Here is an 18,561-nt window from a genome sequence, read left to right as displayed (position 1 = left end):
CCCACTTTGGCTATTTTCTCAAACGTACACTCTCAACGGCATGGTTGGCACTTTTAGTCATTATCAGACTGGCACGCTCACGCGTTGGTAGTATATTTTGCTTTAAATTCAATCCGTTAATCTCTTTCCATAATTGAGTGGCAATCTTGATTGCCTCTGCTTCAGGCAATTTAGCATAATTATGGAAATAAGAATCAGGATTGGAAAATGCACCCTGTCTAAACTTAAGGAACCTGTTTATATACCAACTTTGAAGTAAATCTTCAGGGGCATCGACATATATAGAGAAGTCTACAAAATCAGAGACAAATACATGGTGCGGATCATGAGGGTAATCCATTCCACTTTGTAGAACATTTAAGCCCTCTAATATGAGAATGTCAGGTTGCTTGATGATCTTATTACCGTCAGGGACAACATCATATATTAAATGAGAATAAACCGGCGCCGTAACATAACCTGTCCCTGATTTTACTTCTGAGACAAACTTCACCAGATTATGCATATCATAGGATTGTGGGAATCCTTTTTTCTTCATCAGCCCACGCTCATTCAGGACTTTATTGGGATAAAGAAAACCATCTGTTGTAATCAGTTCTACACTGCGATGTTCCGGCCAGCGGCTCAGTAACGCTTGCAGTAAGCGCGCGGTGGTGCTTTTACCGACAGCAACACTGCCTGCAATGCCAATGACATAGGGAATACGCTGGCCATCAGTTCCAAGGAATTGTTCCAGAACCGCCTGTCGCCGCAAATTAGAACTAATATAAAAGTTAAGCAGGCGCGAAAGTGGCAGGTATATCTGTGCCACTTCATCTAATGAAAGGTCTTCGTTAATCCCTTTGAGTTTAACGATTTCTTCTTCTGTTAGTGTCAATGGTACTGAGTCGCGCAAGGCTGCCCACTGAGTACGATCGAACTGTAGATAAGGCGTCGCTAAAGATTGATCTCTTTTTGTCATAAGCCAAATTCTGCCTGTTAACGCAGGTTGGGAAAGGCGCTGGACGCCAACTCCAGATAAGAAACAAGCTGCATATTATAGGCAGCTTGCTTTTTGGCGTAGACATTTTTGTGCTTAGTGAGTGATTTATTTGATGTACGTTGCTATTCCAATCAATTAAGAACACAGATGGTAGGTTCTACCCTTTTTATAGATAACAATCACGGTCATCAACTGGCTATGGCAGTATGTGATTGATTTACTGAAAATAAACGTTTGAAATAGATTGCGGTCGGATGATAGCTGCCATCGGGTGTGCAGGCATAATCCGGAATTTCTCCCATGCAACGATAACCTTGTGCACGGTAAAAAGATTCAGCAGGAGAACCTGCTTGAGTATCGAGATATAGCAATCCACGGCGTAGTTGAACCGCGGTACTCTCCATCGCGAGAATCAATTTGTGCCCAATACCAGTACGACGGCTACGGCTATGCACCAATAATTTCTGCACTTCGGCTCGATTTAAACCATTTGGCTTTTGGCAAAGGTCTAATTGGATAGTTCCAGTAATCCCCATCTCATCGCGTGCTATCCATAATAGTAATGCTCCTTTGGCGATGGCCGGGCGCAGACCATCGTAATAGCTCTCAGCTTCTTTCTGCGACAGAGAGCGGGAGTCATAGCCTACAGATGCCCCATGAGCTACGGCATCAATCAGTAAACTTGCCAGCTCACTGCGATATATAGGCAATGTTGCCGCATTAAGTAAAACTATCTTCATGATAAAACTCCTCAACCGCTGCTGGTCTATGCTTATGTCTATGTTTAAGCAATAAACAAGCCAAATATGAGTAGTGTGATTACCCTCATTGGAGCAATATTTTTTTAGACGAGATGCACTCAATTGGGGCACTCTCCCTTTTTTGAGGCGCAAAACTAAATTTATACTCAGTCAGTGGTACTAAAATTGGTGGCACAATGAGAGGTGAACTCATTTAAGGGGGAATTTTTCATTCATGGCGTTGATTACAAAAGCGGGTGTGCTGGATGTGAAATGAGCTAACTATGGTTAATAATACATCTGGCTTTTAAAAAGTGGCTGTTTTGTGAGCGAAAGGTCGACTTATGCAATTTTTTTGTTGCATCATAAGCTCGCTCTACCTAGAATGCGCTGCACTTGATGCCGGCATAGCTCAGTTGGTAGAGCAACTGACTTGTAATCAGTAGGTCCCGAGTTCGACTCTTGGTGCCGGCACCATTCAAGTACTAAAATTTAGGTGGGGTTCCCGAGCGGCCAAAGGGAGCAGACTGTAAATCTGCCGTCATCGACTTCGAAGGTTCGAATCCTTCCCCCACCACCATATTTACTCTTGAGTCTCAAGCCGATTCAGTGTCATGAATCTAAATGAGTTACTTAAGGGGAAGGTGAAAACCTTCGACGAAGGTTCGAGCCGAGCGTAGCGAGTCAACGACGCGCAGCGGCGGCCCGAAGGGTGAGGAGCGAAGTGACGAATAATCCTTCCCCCACCACCATATTTAACCTTGAGTCTCAGGGTGATTCAGAAGATCGAACTCCTAATACACACTCAAGGCGAGAGCACCGCTCTCGATGAAGAGTGAAGTGGCCAAGCCCTTCCTTTCAAATTTCTGCAGATTAAGTCAGGTAGCCGAGTTCTAAGATGCGGGCATCGTATAATGGCTATTACCTCAGCCTTCCAAGCTGATGATGTGGGTTCGATTCCCACTGCCCGCTCCAAGATGTGCTGATATAGCTCAGTTGGTAGAGCGCACCCTTGGTAAGGGTGAGGTCGGCAGTTCGAATCTGCCTATCAGCACCATTTCTCATTCTCTCGTCCCCTGATTTTCTTTCTGTGTTATGGATTCAGCAAGCATGCGCTTGGTTGATGTGGTGAAACCACCGATTCCGTGTCTTAGAGGGACAATCGATGTCTAAAGAAAAGTTTGAACGTACAAAACCGCACGTTAATGTGGGTACTATTGGCCACGTTGACCATGGTAAAACTACCCTAACTGCTGCAATCACCACCGTACTGGCTAAAACCTACGGCGGTAGTGCTCGTGCATTCGACCAGATCGACAACGCTCCGGAAGAGAAAGCGCGTGGTATCACCATCAACACGTCACATGTTGAATATGACACCCCGTCGCGCCACTATGCGCACGTTGACTGCCCAGGGCATGCCGACTACGTTAAAAACATGATAACCGGTGCTGCTCAGATGGACGGCGCGATTTTGGTTGTTGCTGCAACTGATGGCCCGATGCCACAGACTCGCGAGCACATCTTGTTAGGTCGTCAGGTTGGTGTTCCTTATATCCTGGTCTTCCTGAACAAGTGTGACATGGTTGACGATGAAGAATTGCTGGAATTGGTAGAAATGGAAGTCCGCGAACTTCTGTCTCAATACGATTTCCCTGGCGACGATACTCCCGTTATCCGTGGTTCAGCGCTGAAAGCGTTAGAAGGCGAGCCAGAATGGGAAGCAAAAATTATTGAATTAGCTGAGGCACTGGATAGCTACATCCCACAGCCTGAGCGTGCAATCGATAGACCATTCCTGCTGCCAATCGAAGACGTATTCTCTATCTCAGGCCGTGGTACAGTTGTCACTGGCCGTGTAGAGCGTGGCATTGTTAAAGTTGGTGAAGAAGTTGAAATCGTTGGTATTATCGATACCATTAGAACAACATGTACTGGCGTTGAAATGTTCCGCAAACTGCTGGACGAAGGCCGCGCGGGTGAGAACGTTGGTGTTCTGCTGCGTGGTACTAAACGTGATGACGTACAGCGTGGTCAGGTATTAGCTAAGCCAGGTTCTATCAAGCCACATACTAAATTCGAATCAGAAGTTTATATTCTGAGCAAAGACGAAGGCGGCCGTCATACTCCGTTCTTCAAAGGTTACCGTCCTCAGTTCTACTTCCGTACAACGGATGTAACCGGTACTATTGAATTGCCAGACGGCGTTGAGATGGTGATGCCAGGTGATAACATTCAAATGATTGTTAACCTGATTGCGCCTATCGCAATGGATGATGGTCTGCGTTTCGCAATTCGTGAAGGCGGCCGTACGGTAGGTGCCGGCGTTGTTGCTAAAGTCATTGAATAAGATTTGACGCGACATGCGATAAAAGGGCATCATTTGATGCCCTTTTTCTACGTTGTCATGCTAGAACCTATCTCATCAGTGGTTTTTTCATCATAATTACTGGTGAGATGGGCTCTGGAAATACGGCGAATAGTGCCGAGTGGTGCCGATTAGAGAGTCTCTAGAGCATCCTTCGGCTTGGTTTGCTTTGCGATGCGAAGCAAAGTTGTTGTTCTGAATCATAGTGACAGGTTGGTTTATGAGTGCGAATACCGAGGCTCCAGGGAGCGGACGCGGCCTGGAAACGGCTAAATGGCTAATCGTTGCTGTATTATTAGTTACAGCTATTGTTGGTAACTATTATTTCCGTGATTACAGCCTGCCGTTGCGTGCGTTGGCAGTTGTAGTAATTATCGCTGTTGCCGGTGCTGTTGCATTGATGACGGCAAAAGGTAAAGCCACTGTAGCGTTTGCTCGTGAAGCACGCACGGAAGTGCGTAAAGTGATTTGGCCTACCCGTCAGGAAACTCTGCATACAACGTTAATCGTTGCTGCGGTAACTGCTGTAATGTCACTGATTCTATGGGGGCTAGATGGTATCCTAGTCCGCCTGGTATCATTTATTACTGGCCTGAGGTTCTAAGATGTCTGAAGCACCAAAAAAGCGTTGGTACGTCGTTCAGGCGTTTTCCGGTTTTGAAGGCCGCGTAGCTCAATCGCTGCGTGAGCATATCAAGTTACATGACATGGAAGAGCTGTTTGGCGAAGTCATGGTTCCAACGGAAGAAGTCGTCGAAATTCGTGGTGGTCAACGTCGTAAAAGTGAACGCAAATTCTTCCCAGGCTATGTACTGGTCCAGATGGTGATGAACGATGCCAGCTGGCACTTAGTGCGTAGCGTGCCACGTGTAATGGGCTTTATCGGTGGTACATCCGATCGCCCTGCACCAATCAGTGATAAAGAAGTTGATGCGATTATGAATCGTCTTCAACAAGTGGGTGATAAACCACGTCCTAAAACACTGTTTGAACCAGGTGAACTGGTGCGTGTCAGCGATGGTCCATTTGCCGACTTTAACGGTGTTGTTGAAGAAGTGGACTACGAGAAGAGCCGCCTGAAAGTATCTGTTTCTATCTTTGGCCGTGCAACACCGGTCGAGCTGGATTTCAGTCAGGTAGAAAAAGGCTGATTCATTTTTCAGCAGTGATTGAAATTTGAGTCTTGTCTTAGGCGCGAAATTAAAATATAATTTCGCGCCTTTTGTTTTTAGATGTCTTGCTTTTTGTCATCCGTGGCAACTTATTTCATCGTAAATAATAGCGAGACAAAACACGGGGAGCCTCGAACGCGAGGCGATACTACCCAAATCGAGGAAATCGTAAATGGCTAAGAAAGTACAAGCCTATGTCAAGCTGCAAGTAGCAGCTGGTATGGCGAACCCAAGTCCACCAGTTGGTCCAGCTTTGGGTCAGCAGGGTGTTAACATCATGGAATTCTGTAAAGCGTTCAATGCTAAGACTGAAAGCATTGAAAAAGGCCTGCCGATCCCTGTTGTTATTACTGTTTATTCTGATCGCTCTTTCACTTTCGTTACTAAAACCCCGCCAGCAGCAGTTCTGCTGAAAAAAGCGGCAGGTATTAAGTCTGGTTCTGGCAAGCCGAACAAAGACAAAGTAGGGACTGTGACCGGTGCTCAGGTCCGTGAAATCGCAGAAACCAAAGCTGCGGATATGACTGGTGCTTCAATTGACGACATGATGCGTTCAATCGAAGGTACTGCTCGTTCCATGGGCCTGGTAGTGGAGGGTTAATAAATGGCTAAGCTGACCAAGCGCATGCGCGTGATCCGTGACAAAGTTGATGTGACTAAGCAATACGATATCAACGAAGCTGTTGCCCTGCTGAAAGAGCTGGCTACTGCTAAATTCGTAGAAAGTGTAGACGTTGCCGTTAACCTCGGTATCGACGCACGTAAATCTGACCAGAACGTTCGTGGTGCAACTGTGTTGCCACATGGTACTGGCCGTTCAGTACGCGTTGCTGTTTTCGCTCAGGGTGCAAACGCTGAAGCTGCGAAAGAAGCAGGCGCTGAATTGGTAGGTATGGAAGATCTGGCTGATATGATCAAGAAAGGCGAAATGAACTTCGACGTTGTTATTGCTTCCCCAGATGCAATGCGCGTTGTAGGTCAATTGGGCCAAATCTTGGGTCCACGTGGCCTGATGCCTAACCCTAAAGTGGGTACTGTTACTCCTAACGTTGCTGAAGCAGTTAAGAATGCTAAAGCAGGTCAGGTTCGTTATCGCAACGACAAAAACGGTATTATCCACACTACCATTGGTAAAGTTGATTTCGACTCAGATAAGTTGAGAGAAAACTTAGAATCTCTGGTTGTTGCGCTGAAGCGTGCTAAACCTGCTACAGCGAAAGGCGTTTATATCAAGAAAATCAGCCTCTCCACCACCATGGGTGCTGGCGTTGCAATCGATCAAAGCGGTCTGTCAGCAGTAGTGATCTAATCACGAATTGATTTTATCGCTTTACGTGGGCGTAAGGTTTGTCTAGAATCTTACGCCCATGCTTCTGTTGATGGGGTTACTTATCAGCAGAACACCAGAATTTTCGGTTGGAGCTTGGCCTTATCCAAGCCTCCGTCCAAGACCGCAGGTGTGTCGTAAGACACTTAATTTCCTGCGTAGACGGTGACAGAACCTAAAGCATTTTTTTCTTTCCTATAAAGAATTGTCCTTGCTGAATTCTGCTCACCGTGTTTCAACGCCCGTTCATTGCATTTTGTAGTGGATTGGGTGACGTGAGTTCCGGGGAATTACTCTCCGGTTAATCCAGGAGCAAGAACTAATGGCACTAAATCTTCAAGGCAAACAAGCGATTGTTGCTGAAGTTAAAGAAGTAGCCAAAGGTGCGCTGTCTGCGGTTGTTGCGGATTCTCGTGGCGTTACCGTTGACAAAATGACTGAACTGCGTAAAGCAGGTCGTGAAGCTGGCGTTCACATGCAAGTTGTTCGTAACACCTTGCTGTGCCGCATTGTTGAAGGCACTCAATTCGAATGCCTGAAAGACACGTTTGTTGGTCCAACCTTGATCGCATTCTCTTCTGAACACCCGGGCGCAGCTGCTCGTCTGTTCAAAGCATTTGCTAAAGATAATGCAAAATTTGAGGTTAAAGCAGCAGCCTTTGAAGGCGAGTTAATCCCTGCGGCTCAGATCGACCGCCTGGCAACTCTGCCAACCTACGAAGAAGCAATCGCACGTCTGATGGGAACCATGAAAGAAGCCGCTGCTGGCAAATTGGTTCGTACTCTGGCTGCGCTGCGTGATCAGAAAGAAGCTGAAGCGGCTTAATCGCCCTCACTTTTGTCAGTCACTGCTTTTTAACGTATAAACTATTTCTGTATTTTAGGAACACTTGTTATGTCAACTATCACTAAAGACCAAATTCTGGAAGGCGTTGCAGCTCTGTCTGTAATGGAAATCGTTGAACTGATCTCTGCTATGGAAGAGAAATTCGGCGTTTCAGCTGCTGCTGTTGCTGCAGGTCCTGCTGCTGCTGCTGAAGCTGTAGAAGAACAAACTGAATTCAACGTTGTTCTGGCTTCATTCGGCGACAACAAAGTTGCAGTAATCAAAGCTGTTCGCGGCGCAACTGGCCTGGGCTTGAAAGAAGCTAAAGATCTGGTTGAGTCTGCACCTGCAGTTCTGAAAGAAGGCGTGAACAAAGACGAAGCTGAGTCTCTGAAAAAATCTCTGGAAGAAGCTGGTGCTTCTGTTGAGATCAAGTAAGTTTAGCTTTGAGTTCGCAGCCTAACTTATAGGCTGATGGCTGGTGACTTTTTAGTCATCAGCCTTTTTGCGCTGTAGGGCGTTAGTCGCATTTCACACTGTTTAGCGGCTGACTAACCCCCCAATATTCCTTTCTATTTACGACTTAATATACTGCGTTCTCAGCTACGACCCACTCGGGTAGCTCGGTAGTCAAAGTAACGCGATGAAATGGTTTAAGAGTGATAGAAAAGAGTATTTCGAGAAGTGTTTCAACTTCTCATTCTAAATAATAGTGTTGCATGAACTGTCCTATGTTCGGGGCAGACAGAGTGGGTCGACTTTTCAGCGAGCTGAGGAACCCTATGGTTTACTCCTATACCGAGAAAAAACGTATTCGTAAGGATTTTGGTAAACGTCCACAAGTTCTGGACATACCTTATCTCCTTTCTATCCAACTTGACTCGTTCCAGAAATTCATCGAGCAAGATCCCGAAGGGCAGCACGGTCTGGAAGCAGCATTCCGTTCTGTTTTTCCAATTCAGAGCTACAGTGGCAATTCGGAGCTGCAATACGTTAGCTACCGTCTTGGTGAACCTGTATTTGATGTTAAAGAGTGCCAGATCCGTGGTGTGACCTATTCCGCACCGCTACGCGTTAAGCTGCGTCTGGTAATCTATGAGCGCGAAGCTCCTGAAGGTACGGTCAAAGACATCAAAGAACAAGAAGTCTACATGGGTGAAATTCCACTCATGACCGAAAACGGTACCTTTGTCATTAACGGTACTGAGAGGGTTATCGTATCTCAGCTACACCGTAGCCCTGGCGTATTCTTTGACAGTGATAAGGGTAAAACCCATTCATCGGGTAAAGTGCTGTACAACGCACGTATCATCCCTTACCGCGGTTCATGGTTAGATTTCGAGTTTGACCCGAAAGACAACCTGTTTGTCCGTATTGACCGTCGTCGTAAATTGCCTGCAACCATCATTCTGCGCGCATTGAGTTTCACCACTGCACAGATCTTGGATCTGTTCTTCGAGAAAGTGGTCTTTGAGATTCGTGACAACAAGCTGCAGATGGAATTAGTTCCAGAGCGCCTGCGCGGTGAAACGGCATCCTTTGATATTGAAGCGAATGGCAAAGTTTACGTCGAGAAAGCGCGTCGTATTACTGCGCGTCATATTCGCCAGCTTGAAAAAGACGGCATTGATCGCATCGAAGTTCCGGTTGAATACATTGCCGGTAAAGTGGTTGCAAAAGACTATATCGATACGAACACCGGTGAGCTTATCTGTGCAGCCAACATGGAGCTGTCACTGGATTTACTGGCTAAACTGAGCCAGTCTGGCCACAAGCATATCGAAACATTGTTCACCAACGACCTGGATCACGGTGCTTATATCTCCGAGACCCTGCGTGTTGACCCAACCAGCGATCGTTTGAGCGCCTTGGTTGAGATCTACCGCATGATGCGTCCTGGTGAGCCACCAACACGTGAAGCTGCTGAAAATCTGTTTGAGAACCTGTTCTTCTCTGAAGACCGCTATGATTTGTCAGCGGTTGGCCGGATGAAGTTCAACCGTTCCCTGCTGCGTGACGAAATCGAAGGTTCCGGTATCCTGAGCAAAGAAGACATCACCGAAGTGATGAAAAAGCTCATCGATATCCGTAATGGTCGCGGCGAAGTGGATGATATCGACCACTTGGGCAACCGTCGTATTCGTTCCGTTGGTGAAATGGCTGAAAACCAGTTCCGTGTAGGTCTGGTTCGTGTTGAGCGTGCAGTTAAAGAGCGTTTGTCTCTGGGTGACCTCGACACTCTGATGCCTCAGGACATGATCAACGCCAAGCCGATTTCGGCGGCGGTGAAAGAGTTCTTCGGTTCCAGCCAGTTGTCACAATTTATGGACCAGAACAACCCGTTGTCTGAGATTACGCATAAACGCCGTATCTCTGCATTGGGCCCGGGCGGTTTGACCCGTGAACGTGCTGGCTTTGAAGTTCGAGACGTACACCCGACTCACTACGGTCGCGTATGTCCAATCGAAACGCCAGAAGGTCCAAACATCGGTCTGATCAACTCCTTGTCTGTCTACGCACAGACCAACGAGTATGGTTTCCTGGAAACACCTTATCGTCGCGTACGCGATGGTGTGGTGACCGATGAAATTAACTACCTGTCTGCTATTGAAGAAGGCAATTTCGTTATCGCTCAGGCGAACTCCAACCTAGATGATGAAGGCCGCTTCCTGGAAGACTTGGTCACTTGTCGTAGCAAAGGCGAATCAAGCCTGTTTAGCCGCGACCAGGTTGACTATATGGACGTTTCCACTCAACAGATCGTATCCGTTGGTGCTTCTCTGATTCCATTCCTGGAACACGATGACGCCAACCGTGCATTGATGGGTGCGAACATGCAACGTCAGGCGGTTCCTACTCTGCGTGCTGATAAGCCGCTGGTGGGTACTGGTATGGAACGTGCAGTAGCGGTTGACTCAGGGGTAACCTCTGTAGCCAAACGTGGCGGTACGGTTCAATACGTAGATGCATCCCGTATCGTTATTAAAGTTAACGAAGACGAAATGTATCCGGGCGAAGCAGGCATTGATATTTATAACCTGACCAAATACACCCGTTCAAACCAGAACACCTGTATCAACCAGATGCCGTGTGTGAATCTGGGTGAGCCAATCGAGCGCGGCGACGTGCTGGCAGATGGCCCATCAACAGATCTGGGCGAACTGGCATTGGGTCAGAACATGCGCGTAGCGTTCATGCCTTGGAACGGTTACAACTTCGAAGACTCCATCTTGGTCTCCGAGCGCGTGGTACAAGAAGATCGCTTCACCACCATCCACATTCAAGAACTGGCATGTGTGTCCCGTGACACCAAGCTGGGGCCAGAAGAGATAACGGCTGATATCCCGAACGTGGGTGAAGCTGCACTGTCCAAACTGGATGAGTCCGGTATCGTGTATATCGGTGCTGAAGTGACTGGCGGCGACATTCTGGTGGGTAAGGTAACACCTAAAGGTGAAACCCAACTGACGCCAGAAGAGAAGCTGTTACGTGCGATCTTCGGTGAGAAAGCGTCTGATGTTAAAGACTCTTCTCTGCGTGTACCAAACGGTGTTTCCGGTACGGTTATTGACGTACAAGTCTTTACTCGCGACGGTGTAGAAAAAGATAAACGTGCGTTAGAAATCGAAGAGATGCAACTGAAGCAGGCTAAGAAAGACCTGACTGAAGAGTTGCAGATCCTGGAAGCGGGCCTGTTTGCACGTATCCATGCAGTACTGGTTTCTGGTGGCATCGAAGCTGACAAGCTGAGTAAGTTACCACGTGATCGTTGGCTCGAACTGGGCCTGACCGACGAAGACAAGCAAAACCAACTGGAACAGTTGGCAGAGCAGTACGACGAAATGAAATCCGAATTCGAGAAGAAGATGGATGCCAAGCGTCGTAAGATCACCCAAGGTGATGATTTGGCACCAGGCGTGCTGAAGATCGTCAAGGTGTATTTGGCGGTTAAACGTCAGATTCAACCGGGTGACAAGATGGCCGGTCGTCACGGTAACAAAGGTGTTATCTCCAAAATTAACCCGATCGAAGATATGCCTTACGATGAAAACGGTACGCCGGTAGACATCGTTCTGAACCCGCTGGGCGTACCATCGCGTATGAACATCGGTCAGATTTTGGAAACCCACTTAGGGATGGCAGCGAAAGGCATTGGCGAGAAAATCAACGCCATGCTGAAGAAGCAGGAAGAAGTTGCCAAACTGCGTGAGTTCATCCAGAAAGCCTACGATCTGGGCGACAACGTTTGTCAGAAAGTTGATCTGAGCACCTTCACCGATGACGAAGTATTGCGTCTGGCTGAGAACCTGAAAAAAGGTATGCCAATTGCAACACCAGTCTTCGACGGCGCGACAGAGAAAGAGATCAAGGAACTGTTACAGCTAGGTGGTCTGCCAACTTCTGGTCAGATTACTCTGTTTGACGGCCGTACCGGCGAGCAATTTGAACGTCAGGTTACTGTCGGCTACATGTACATGCTGAAACTGAACCACTTGGTTGATGACAAGATGCATGCGCGTTCTACCGGTTCTTACAGCCTGGTTACTCAGCAGCCGCTGGGTGGTAAGGCTCAGTTCGGTGGTCAGCGCTTCGGTGAGATGGAAGTGTGGGCGTTGGAAGCTTATGGCGCCGCGTACACATTGCAGGAAATGCTTACCGTCAAGTCCGACGATGTAAACGGCCGTACCAAGATGTACAAAAACATCGTGGATGGCGATCACCGTATGGAACCAGGCATGCCGGAGTCCTTCAACGTATTGTTGAAAGAAATCCGCTCGCTGGGCATCAATATCGAGCTGGAAGAAGAGTAACTCTTCGCCAGACGGCAGACTCTTACAGCCGGGAGTCTGCTGGTGGTTCGCACTGGTCACAGGGGCGCTCAAATTTCGTTTTGAGCGCCTATCAGGTCTAACTCCGACAGGAGCCAATCCGTGAAAGACTTATTAAAGTTTCTGAAAGCGCAAACTAAGACCGAAGAGTTTGATGCGATCAAAATTGCTCTGGCATCGCCAGACATGATCCGTTCCTGGTCGTTCGGTGAAGTTAAAAAGCCGGAAACCATTAACTACCGTACGTTCAAACCAGAACGTGACGGCCTTTTCTGCGCCCGTATCTTTGGCCCAGTAAAAGATTACGAATGCCTGTGCGGTAAGTACAAGCGTTTGAAACATCGCGGTGTTATTTGTGAGAAATGCGGCGTTGAAGTGACTCAAACCAAAGTACGCCGTGAGCGTATGGGTCACATCGAACTGGCTTCTCCAACTGCGCACATCTGGTTCCTGAAATCGCTGCCATCCCGCATCGGTTTACTGCTGGATATGCCATTACGTGACATCGAACGTGTACTGTACTTCGAATCCTATGTGGTTGTTGAAGGCGGTATGACCAACCTGGAACGTCGTCAGATCCTGACTGAAGAGCAGTATCTGGACGCGTTGGAAGAGTTTGGTGATGAGTTCGACGCGAAAATGGGCGCCGAGGCGATTCAGGCCCTGTTGAAAAACATGGATCTGGAAGCTGAGTGCGAGATCCTGCGTGAAGAATTGAACGAAACAAATTCTGAAACCAAGCGTAAGAAGCTGACTAAGCGTATCAAGCTGCTGGAAGCGTTCGTACAGTCTGGCAATAAGCCAGAGTGGATGATCCTGACCGTGCTGCCTGTGTTGCCGCCAGATTTGCGTCCATTGGTTCCGTTGGATGGTGGTCGTTTTGCGACTTCTGATCTGAACGATTTGTATCGTCGCGTGATCAACCGTAACAACCGTCTGAAGCGCCTGCTGGACTTGGCGGCTCCTGACATCATCGTACGTAACGAAAAGCGTATGCTGCAAGAAGCAGTAGATGCATTGCTGGATAACGGCCGTCGCGGTCGTGCGATTACCGGCTCTAACAAGCGTCCGTTGAAGTCACTGGCTGACATGATCAAAGGTAAGCAAGGTCGTTTCCGTCAGAACTTGCTGGGTAAACGTGTTGACTACTCAGGTCGTTCGGTTATCACCGTTGGTCCATACCTGCGTCTGCATCAGTGCGGTCTGCCTAAGAAAATGGCTCTTGAGCTGTTCAAACCGTTCATCTACGGCAAGCTGGAATTGCGTGGTCTTGCTACCACCATTAAAGCCGCCAAGAAGATGGTTGAGCGTGAAGAAGCTGTGGTTTGGGATATCTTGGATGAAGTTATCCGCGAACACCCAGTGCTGCTGAACCGTGCACCAACCCTTCACCGTTTGGGTATCCAGGCGTTTGAACCGGTTCTGATCGAAGGTAAGGCAATCCAGTTGCACCCATTGGTTTGTGCGGCATATAACGCCGACTTCGATGGTGACCAAATGGCTGTTCACGTACCGCTAACACTGGAAGCTCAGTTAGAAGCGCGTGCGTTGATGATGTCTACCAACAACATCCTGTCACCAGCGAACGGCGAGCCAATCATCGTTCCTTCTCAGGACGTTGTATTGGGTCTGTATTACATGACCCGCGACTGTGTTAACGCCAAAGGCGAAGGCATGGTTCTGACTGGCCCGAAAGAAGCTGAACGTATTTATCGTGGTGGCCTGGCATCGCTACATGCTCGCGTAAAAGTGCGTATTACTGAAGAAATTCGTAATGTCGAAGGCGAAAGCATTACGCGTACCAGCATCATCGATACGACAGTTGGCCGTGCTATTTTGTGGATGATCGTCCCGAAAGGCCTGCCTTACTCTATCGTGAACCAGCCGCTGGGCAAGAAAGCTATCTCCAAGATGCTGAACACCTGTTACCGCATCCTGGGCTTGAAGCCAACGGTTATCTTTGCTGACCAGATCATGTACACCGGTTTTGCTTACGCAGCACGCTCAGGCGCCTCTGTAGGTATCGATGACATGGTTATCCCAGAAGCGAAAGCAGGGATCATCGAAGAAGCTGAAACTGAAGTTGCCGAGATCCAGGAGCAGTTCCAATCTGGTCTGGTAACCGCAGGCGAACGTTATAACAAAGTGATCGATATCTGGGCCGCGGCTAACGAACGTGTTGCCAAGGCGATGATGGATAACTTGTCTGTAGAAGATGTTGTCAACCGTGACGGCGTTGTCGAACAGCAAGTGTCATTCAACAGCATCTTTATGATGGCCGACTCCGGTGCGCGTGGTTCTGCTGCACAGATTCGTCAGCTGGCAGGGATGCGTGGTCTGATGGCCAAGCCAGATGGTTCGATCATTGAAACGCCAATCACTGCGAACTTCCGTGAAGGTTTGAACGTACTTCAGTACTTCATCTCAACCCACGGTGCGCGTAAAGGTTTGGCGGATACCGCATTGAAAACTGCGAACTCCGGTTACCTGACCCGTCGTTTGGTTGACGTGGCACAGGATCTGGTGGTAACCGAAGACGATTGTGGTACCCATAACGGTATCGTGATGACCCCGGTTATCGAAGGTGGTGATGTTAAAGAGCCACTGCGCGATCGCGTTCTGGGTCGTGTGACCGCAGAAGAAGTTATCAAGCCGGGTACGGCTGATATTCTGGTTCCGCGTAACACCCTATTGGACGAAAAATGGTGTGATCTGTTAGAAGAAAACTCCGTCGACAGCGTTAAAGTTCGTTCAGTAGTAAGCTGTGAAACTGACTTTGGTGTGTGTGCAAACTGCTATGGTCGCGACCTGGCACGTGGTCACATCATCAACAAAGGTGAAGCAGTTGGTGTTATTGCAGCGCAGTCAATCGGTGAGCCGGGTACCCAGCTTACGATGCGTACGTTCCACATCGGTGGTGCGGCATCTCGTGCGGCAGCAGAGTCCAGCATTCAGGTTAAGAACAAAGGCAGCTTGAAACTGAGCAACGTCAAGTTCGTTACCAATGCAGCGGGCAAGCTGGTTATTACTTCTCGTAATACCGAGCTGAAGCTGATCGACGAATTCGGCCGTACTAAAGAAAGCTACAAAGTGCCTTACGGTGCTGTAATGGCTAAAGGCGATGGCGCAGAAGTCCAGGGCGGCGAAACCGTTGCTAACTGGGATCCGCACATCATGCCAGTTGTGACCGAAGTGAGCGGTTTCATTCGCTTCGCGGACATGGTTGACGGCCAGACCATTACCCGCCAGACCGACGAACTGACTGGTTTGTCTTCTCTGGTAGTACTGGATAGTGCAGAGCGTACCGGTAGCGGTAAAGACCTGCGTCCGGCACTGAAAATCGTTGACGCCAAAGGCGACGATGTATTGATCCCAGGTACTGATATGCCTGCTCAATACTTCCTGCCAGGTAAAACGATTGTACAGCTGGAAGACGGCATTCAGATCGGTGCGGGTGATACCCTGGCGCGTATTCCTCAGGAATCAAGCGGTACCAAGGATATTACCGGTGGTCTGCCACGTGTTGCTGACTTGTTCGAAGCACGTCGTCCGAAAGAGCCTGCAATCCTGGCTGAAATCAGCGGGATCATCTCGTTCGGTAAAGAGACCAAAGGCAAACGTCGTCTGGTTATCTCACCGTTGGATGGTAGCGATGCATACGAAGAGATGATTCCGAAATGGCGTCAGCTCAACGTGTTCGAAGGTGAAATTGTAGAACGCGGTGACGTGGTCTCCGACGGCCCAGAATCTCCACATGACATTCTGCGTCTGCGTGGCGTTCACGCAGTTACCCGTTACATCACCAACGAAGTGCAGGAAGTTTACCGTCTGCAAGGCGTTAAGATTAACGATAAACACATCGAAGTTATCGTTCGTCAGATGTTGCGTAAAGGCACCATCGTTGATTCAGGTAGCACTGACTTCCTGGAAGGCGAGCAGGCAGAAATGTCTCGCGTTAAAATCGCTAACCGTAAGCTGGCAGCCGAAGGCAAAATCGAGGCTACGTTCACGCGTGACCTGCTGGGTATCACTAAGGCATCCTTGGCGACCGAGTCCTTCATCTCTGCGGCTTCGTTCCAAGAAACCACGCGCGTTCTTACTGAAGCGGCAGTTGCCGGTAAACGTGATGAACTGCGTGGCCTGAAAGAAAACGTAATCGTGGGCCGTCTGATCCCAGCCGGTACCGGTTACGCTTATCATCAGGATCGTGCACGCCGTAAAGCTCTGGGTGAAGTTCCCGTTGTACCGCAAGTTAGCGCGGATGAAGCAACGGCTAACCTGGCTGAATTGCTTAACGCCGGTTTTGGTAACAGCAAAGACTAATCTCTTTGTTGTTCACCAACGTAAAAACCGCTCCTTACGGGGCGGTTTTTTTTTGCTTTTTTTAGGATTTAAACGGCCGGTTTATTGCAGAGAACGCCCTAAATGGCGATCCCAATCCTTCCACACCGGCTGTAACCCCGCCTGTGTCAATGCCAGTGCTACCTGCTCCGGTGTGCGATTATCATGCGGAGCAAATTGCTCAAGTTCTGGATGATTATCTGCATACCCACCAGGCTGAGTTTTGGAACCCGCACTGACATTATTAATCGCGACCGGAATGACATTGTCGCGGAAGAAAGGTGATTCACGGGTAGATAGCGACAGTTCCACATCCGGGGCAAACAATCTAAAAGCACAGATCAATTGCAGCAGTTGCGGCTCACTCATCAGAGATGCTGGCTCGATACCGCCCGCACAAGGTCGTAGTCGTGGAAACGAAATAGAGTAGCGACTTTGCCAATAGGTCTGTTGCAGATAAAACAGATGCTCCGCCAGCATATAACAGTCCGTGCGCCAACTATTAGACAGCCCGATCAACGCACCTAGTCCGATCTTGTCGATCCCAGCCCGACCGAGACGATCTGGGGTTGCCAGTCGCCAGTGAAAATCTTGCTTGTGCCCGCGCAAGTGATGTTGCTGGTAAGTCGCTGGGTGATAGGTTTCCTGATAAACCATCACACCGTCTAATCCCAACGTTTTTAGCTCCGCATACTCTTCTTGCGCCAATGGTTGAACTTCCATCATCAGTGAACTGAATCGACTACGGATGACTGGGAAGTGACGACGAAAGTAATCCATTCCTACTTTTGCCTGATGTTCACCAGTGACCAGTAGCAGATGTTCAAAGCCTAGCGCTTTGATAGCATCACACTCACGGATGATTTCTGCTTCATCTAAGGTTTTGCGCTTGATGCGATTGCTCATCGAGAAACCACAATAAGTGCAATCATTAGCACACAGATTAGAAAGGTAGAGCGGCACATAAAAACTCACCGTGTTACCAAAACGCTGGCGGGTTAATTGTTGAGCCTTCTGCGCCATCGGTTCGAGATAAGCCAGTGCTGCGGGCGAAATCAACGCCATTAAGTCGTCGCGATTCGGTTTGACGGCATTAATGGCCCGTTCAACATCAGCGGCGGTTTTACTGTTAATACGCAGAGAAATATCATCCCAATCTAATTGTTGCCAGTGTTGGCTGAAATCTTCAGACATGATGCTCCTCCTCTAACTGGCTGAGAAAGCCAGTCAGTGGGCTGGTGGCAATGGCCTTGCCAAACTGTTGGTTGCCAAGCCCCGCCTGACGCGCCAATTCACCGGATTCAACCGCCAAACGGAAAGCATGCGCCATGTGTACGGGTGAGCGTGCCACGGCAATTGCGGTATTGACCAGCACGGCATCAGCTCCCAATTCCATTGCCTCAAGCGCATGGCTTGGCGCACCAATTCCAGCATCGACTACCACGGGCACTTTGGCCTGCTCGATAATGATTTGCAGAAAGTCGCGGGTACGTAAGCCCAAATTTGAGCCAATCGGTGCACCCAATGGCATGACGGCAGCGCAGCCTGCTTCTTCCAGCCGCTTGCACAATACCGGGTCCGCACCACAGTAAGGCAAAACAACAAATCCCTCTTTCACCAGTATTTCGGCGGCTTTCAGGGTTTCTATTGGGTCAGGCAGTAAATACTTCACATCGGGATGAATTTCCAATTTTATCCAATGGGTACCCAGCGCTTCACGCGCCAGACGGGCGGCAAATACAGCCTCTTGCGCAGTTTTGGCCCCCGAGGTATTAGGCAGCAAACGCACACCTAATTGTTGCAAGGGCGCAAGAATTGCATCGTTCCCTGCCCGTAAATCAACCCGTTTCATCGCCATAGTAATCAGTTGTGACCCCGAGGCGCGCAATGCTTCCAGCATTAGTTCCGGGGTGGAGAATTTTCCCGTACCGGTAAATAAACGTGAGGTAAAAGTGGTATCGGCGATCTTCAGCATG

General features: G+C 48.7%; 13 protein-coding genes, 4 tRNA genes and 1 other RNA gene. 14 read left to right on the top strand and 4 right to left on the bottom strand.

Annotation, left to right across the window (positions count from 1 at the left end):
• Positions 1 to 10: 10 nt before the first annotated feature.
• Both coaA and V1953_RS19775 read right to left on the bottom strand, forming a co-directional pair.
• On the bottom strand, positions 11 to 961 hold the full coding sequence (gene coaA / locus V1953_RS19780; protein WP_083162041.1) for a type I pantothenate kinase: 951 nt from the start codon (positions 959 to 961) through the stop codon (positions 11 to 13).
• Between the two features lie 209 nt (positions 962 to 1,170).
• Complete coding sequence (locus V1953_RS19775; protein WP_083162043.1) at positions 1,171 to 1,722, bottom strand: GNAT family N-acetyltransferase; 552 nt, start codon at positions 1,720 to 1,722, stop codon at positions 1,171 to 1,173.
• A gap of 401 nt (positions 1,723 to 2,123) precedes the next feature.
• On the opposite strand from V1953_RS19775, the gene V1953_RS19770 reads away from it, so the two are divergent.
• The 14 genes from V1953_RS19770 (at position 2,124) to rpoC (ending at position 16,567) form a co-directional block, all read left to right on the top strand.
• Positions 2,124 to 2,199, top strand: a tRNA-Thr gene (locus V1953_RS19770).
• 18 nt (positions 2,200 to 2,217) lie between these two features.
• A tRNA-Tyr gene (locus V1953_RS19765) sits at positions 2,218 to 2,302 on the top strand.
• 44 nt (positions 2,303 to 2,346) lie between these two features.
• A non-coding RNA gene (locus tag V1953_RS19760) (RtT sRNA) lies at positions 2,347 to 2,474 on the top strand.
• A 148-nt stretch (positions 2,475 to 2,622) separates the two neighbouring features.
• Positions 2,623 to 2,697: transfer RNA gene (locus V1953_RS19755), tRNA-Gly, on the top strand.
• Positions 2,698 to 2,703: 6 nt separating this feature from the next.
• Positions 2,704 to 2,779 (top strand) — tRNA-Thr (locus tag V1953_RS19750).
• Positions 2,780 to 2,887: 108 nt separating this feature from the next.
• Complete coding sequence (tuf, locus tag V1953_RS19745) at positions 2,888 to 4,072, top strand: elongation factor Tu (protein WP_042568960.1); 1,185 nt, start codon at positions 2,888 to 2,890, stop codon at positions 4,070 to 4,072.
• A 238-nt stretch (positions 4,073 to 4,310) separates the two neighbouring features.
• The gene (gene secE, locus V1953_RS19740; protein ID WP_005192343.1) at positions 4,311 to 4,694 is read left to right on the top strand and encodes a preprotein translocase subunit SecE; all 384 of its coding nucleotides are present in this window, start codon (positions 4,311 to 4,313) and stop codon (positions 4,692 to 4,694) included.
• A 1-nt stretch (position 4,695) separates the two neighbouring features.
• A complete protein-coding gene (gene nusG, locus V1953_RS19735; RefSeq protein WP_002210671.1) occupies positions 4,696 to 5,241 on the top strand; it encodes a transcription termination/antitermination protein NusG in 546 nt (181 codons plus the stop codon).
• Between the two features lie 193 nt (positions 5,242 to 5,434).
• A complete protein-coding gene (gene rplK / locus V1953_RS19730; RefSeq protein WP_004712403.1) occupies positions 5,435 to 5,863 on the top strand; it encodes a 50S ribosomal protein L11 in 429 nt (142 codons plus the stop codon).
• 3 nt (positions 5,864 to 5,866) lie between these two features.
• Positions 5,867 to 6,571, top strand: coding sequence for a 50S ribosomal protein L1 (gene rplA / locus V1953_RS19725; protein ID WP_049614735.1), 705 nt, complete (start codon positions 5,867 to 5,869; stop codon positions 6,569 to 6,571).
• A 340-nt stretch (positions 6,572 to 6,911) separates the two neighbouring features.
• A complete protein-coding gene (rplJ, locus tag V1953_RS19720) occupies positions 6,912 to 7,415 on the top strand; it encodes a 50S ribosomal protein L10 (protein ID WP_083162045.1) in 504 nt (167 codons plus the stop codon).
• Between the two features lie 69 nt (positions 7,416 to 7,484).
• On the top strand, positions 7,485 to 7,853 hold the full coding sequence (gene rplL / locus V1953_RS19715) for a 50S ribosomal protein L7/L12 (protein WP_004876762.1): 369 nt from the start codon (positions 7,485 to 7,487) through the stop codon (positions 7,851 to 7,853).
• A 344-nt stretch (positions 7,854 to 8,197) separates the two neighbouring features.
• Complete coding sequence (rpoB, locus tag V1953_RS19710) at positions 8,198 to 12,226, top strand: DNA-directed RNA polymerase subunit beta (RefSeq protein ID WP_004704685.1); 4,029 nt, start codon at positions 8,198 to 8,200, stop codon at positions 12,224 to 12,226.
• A gap of 120 nt (positions 12,227 to 12,346) precedes the next feature.
• The gene (gene rpoC / locus V1953_RS19705) at positions 12,347 to 16,567 is read left to right on the top strand and encodes a DNA-directed RNA polymerase subunit beta' (protein ID WP_005192331.1); all 4,221 of its coding nucleotides are present in this window, start codon (positions 12,347 to 12,349) and stop codon (positions 16,565 to 16,567) included.
• Positions 16,568 to 16,648: 81 nt separating this feature from the next.
• Here rpoC and thiH read toward each other — a convergent pair whose 3' ends face one another.
• Both thiH and V1953_RS19695 read right to left on the bottom strand, forming a co-directional pair.
• On the bottom strand, positions 16,649 to 17,779 hold the full coding sequence (thiH, locus tag V1953_RS19700; protein ID WP_083162055.1) for a 2-iminoacetate synthase ThiH: 1,131 nt from the start codon (positions 17,777 to 17,779) through the stop codon (positions 16,649 to 16,651).
• Positions 17,772 to 18,560: a thiazole synthase gene (locus tag V1953_RS19695; RefSeq protein ID WP_442821352.1), complete on the bottom strand. Its 789-nt coding sequence runs from the start codon at positions 18,558 to 18,560 to the stop codon at positions 17,772 to 17,774. Before V1953_RS19695 ends, thiH begins: the two co-directional genes overlap by 8 nt.
• Position 18,561 lies beyond the last annotated feature (1 nt).

Source organism: Yersinia sp. 2541 StPb PI, from assembly GCF_052217145.1.
GTDB lineage: Bacteria > Pseudomonadota > Gammaproteobacteria > Enterobacterales > Enterobacteriaceae > Yersinia > Yersinia enterocolitica_E.
This window is presented reverse-complemented; position numbering and strand designations above follow the sequence as displayed.

What these genes read in the sequence shown, in the direction of transcription:
- rplL (WP_004876762.1), top strand. Translation starts at nt 7,485, where the DNA reads ATGTCAACTATCACTAAAGACCAAATTCTGGAAGGCGTTGCAGCTCTG.
- rplJ (WP_083162045.1), top strand. Translation starts at nt 6,912, where the DNA reads ATGGCACTAAATCTTCAAGGCAAACAAGCGATTGTTGCTGAAGTTAAA.
- coaA (WP_083162041.1), bottom strand. Translation starts at nt 961, where the DNA reads ATGACAAAAAGAGATCAATCTTTAGCGACGCCTTATCTACAGTTCGAT.
- rpoB (WP_004704685.1), top strand. Translation starts at nt 8,198, where the DNA reads ATGGTTTACTCCTATACCGAGAAAAAACGTATTCGTAAGGATTTTGGT.
- rplA (WP_049614735.1), top strand. Translation starts at nt 5,867, where the DNA reads ATGGCTAAGCTGACCAAGCGCATGCGCGTGATCCGTGACAAAGTTGAT.
- V1953_RS19775 (WP_083162043.1), bottom strand. Translation starts at nt 1,722, where the DNA reads ATGAAGATAGTTTTACTTAATGCGGCAACATTGCCTATATATCGCAGT.
- rplK (WP_004712403.1), top strand. Translation starts at nt 5,435, where the DNA reads ATGGCTAAGAAAGTACAAGCCTATGTCAAGCTGCAAGTAGCAGCTGGT.
- thiH (WP_083162055.1), bottom strand. Translation starts at nt 17,779, where the DNA reads ATGTCTGAAGATTTCAGCCAACACTGGCAACAATTAGATTGGGATGAT.
- V1953_RS19695 (WP_442821352.1), bottom strand. Translation starts at nt 18,560, where the DNA reads ATGCTGAAGATCGCCGATACCACTTTTACCTCACGTTTATTTACCGGT.
- tuf (WP_042568960.1), top strand. Translation starts at nt 2,888, where the DNA reads ATGTCTAAAGAAAAGTTTGAACGTACAAAACCGCACGTTAATGTGGGT.
- nusG (WP_002210671.1), top strand. Translation starts at nt 4,696, where the DNA reads ATGTCTGAAGCACCAAAAAAGCGTTGGTACGTCGTTCAGGCGTTTTCC.
- secE (WP_005192343.1), top strand. Translation starts at nt 4,311, where the DNA reads ATGAGTGCGAATACCGAGGCTCCAGGGAGCGGACGCGGCCTGGAAACG.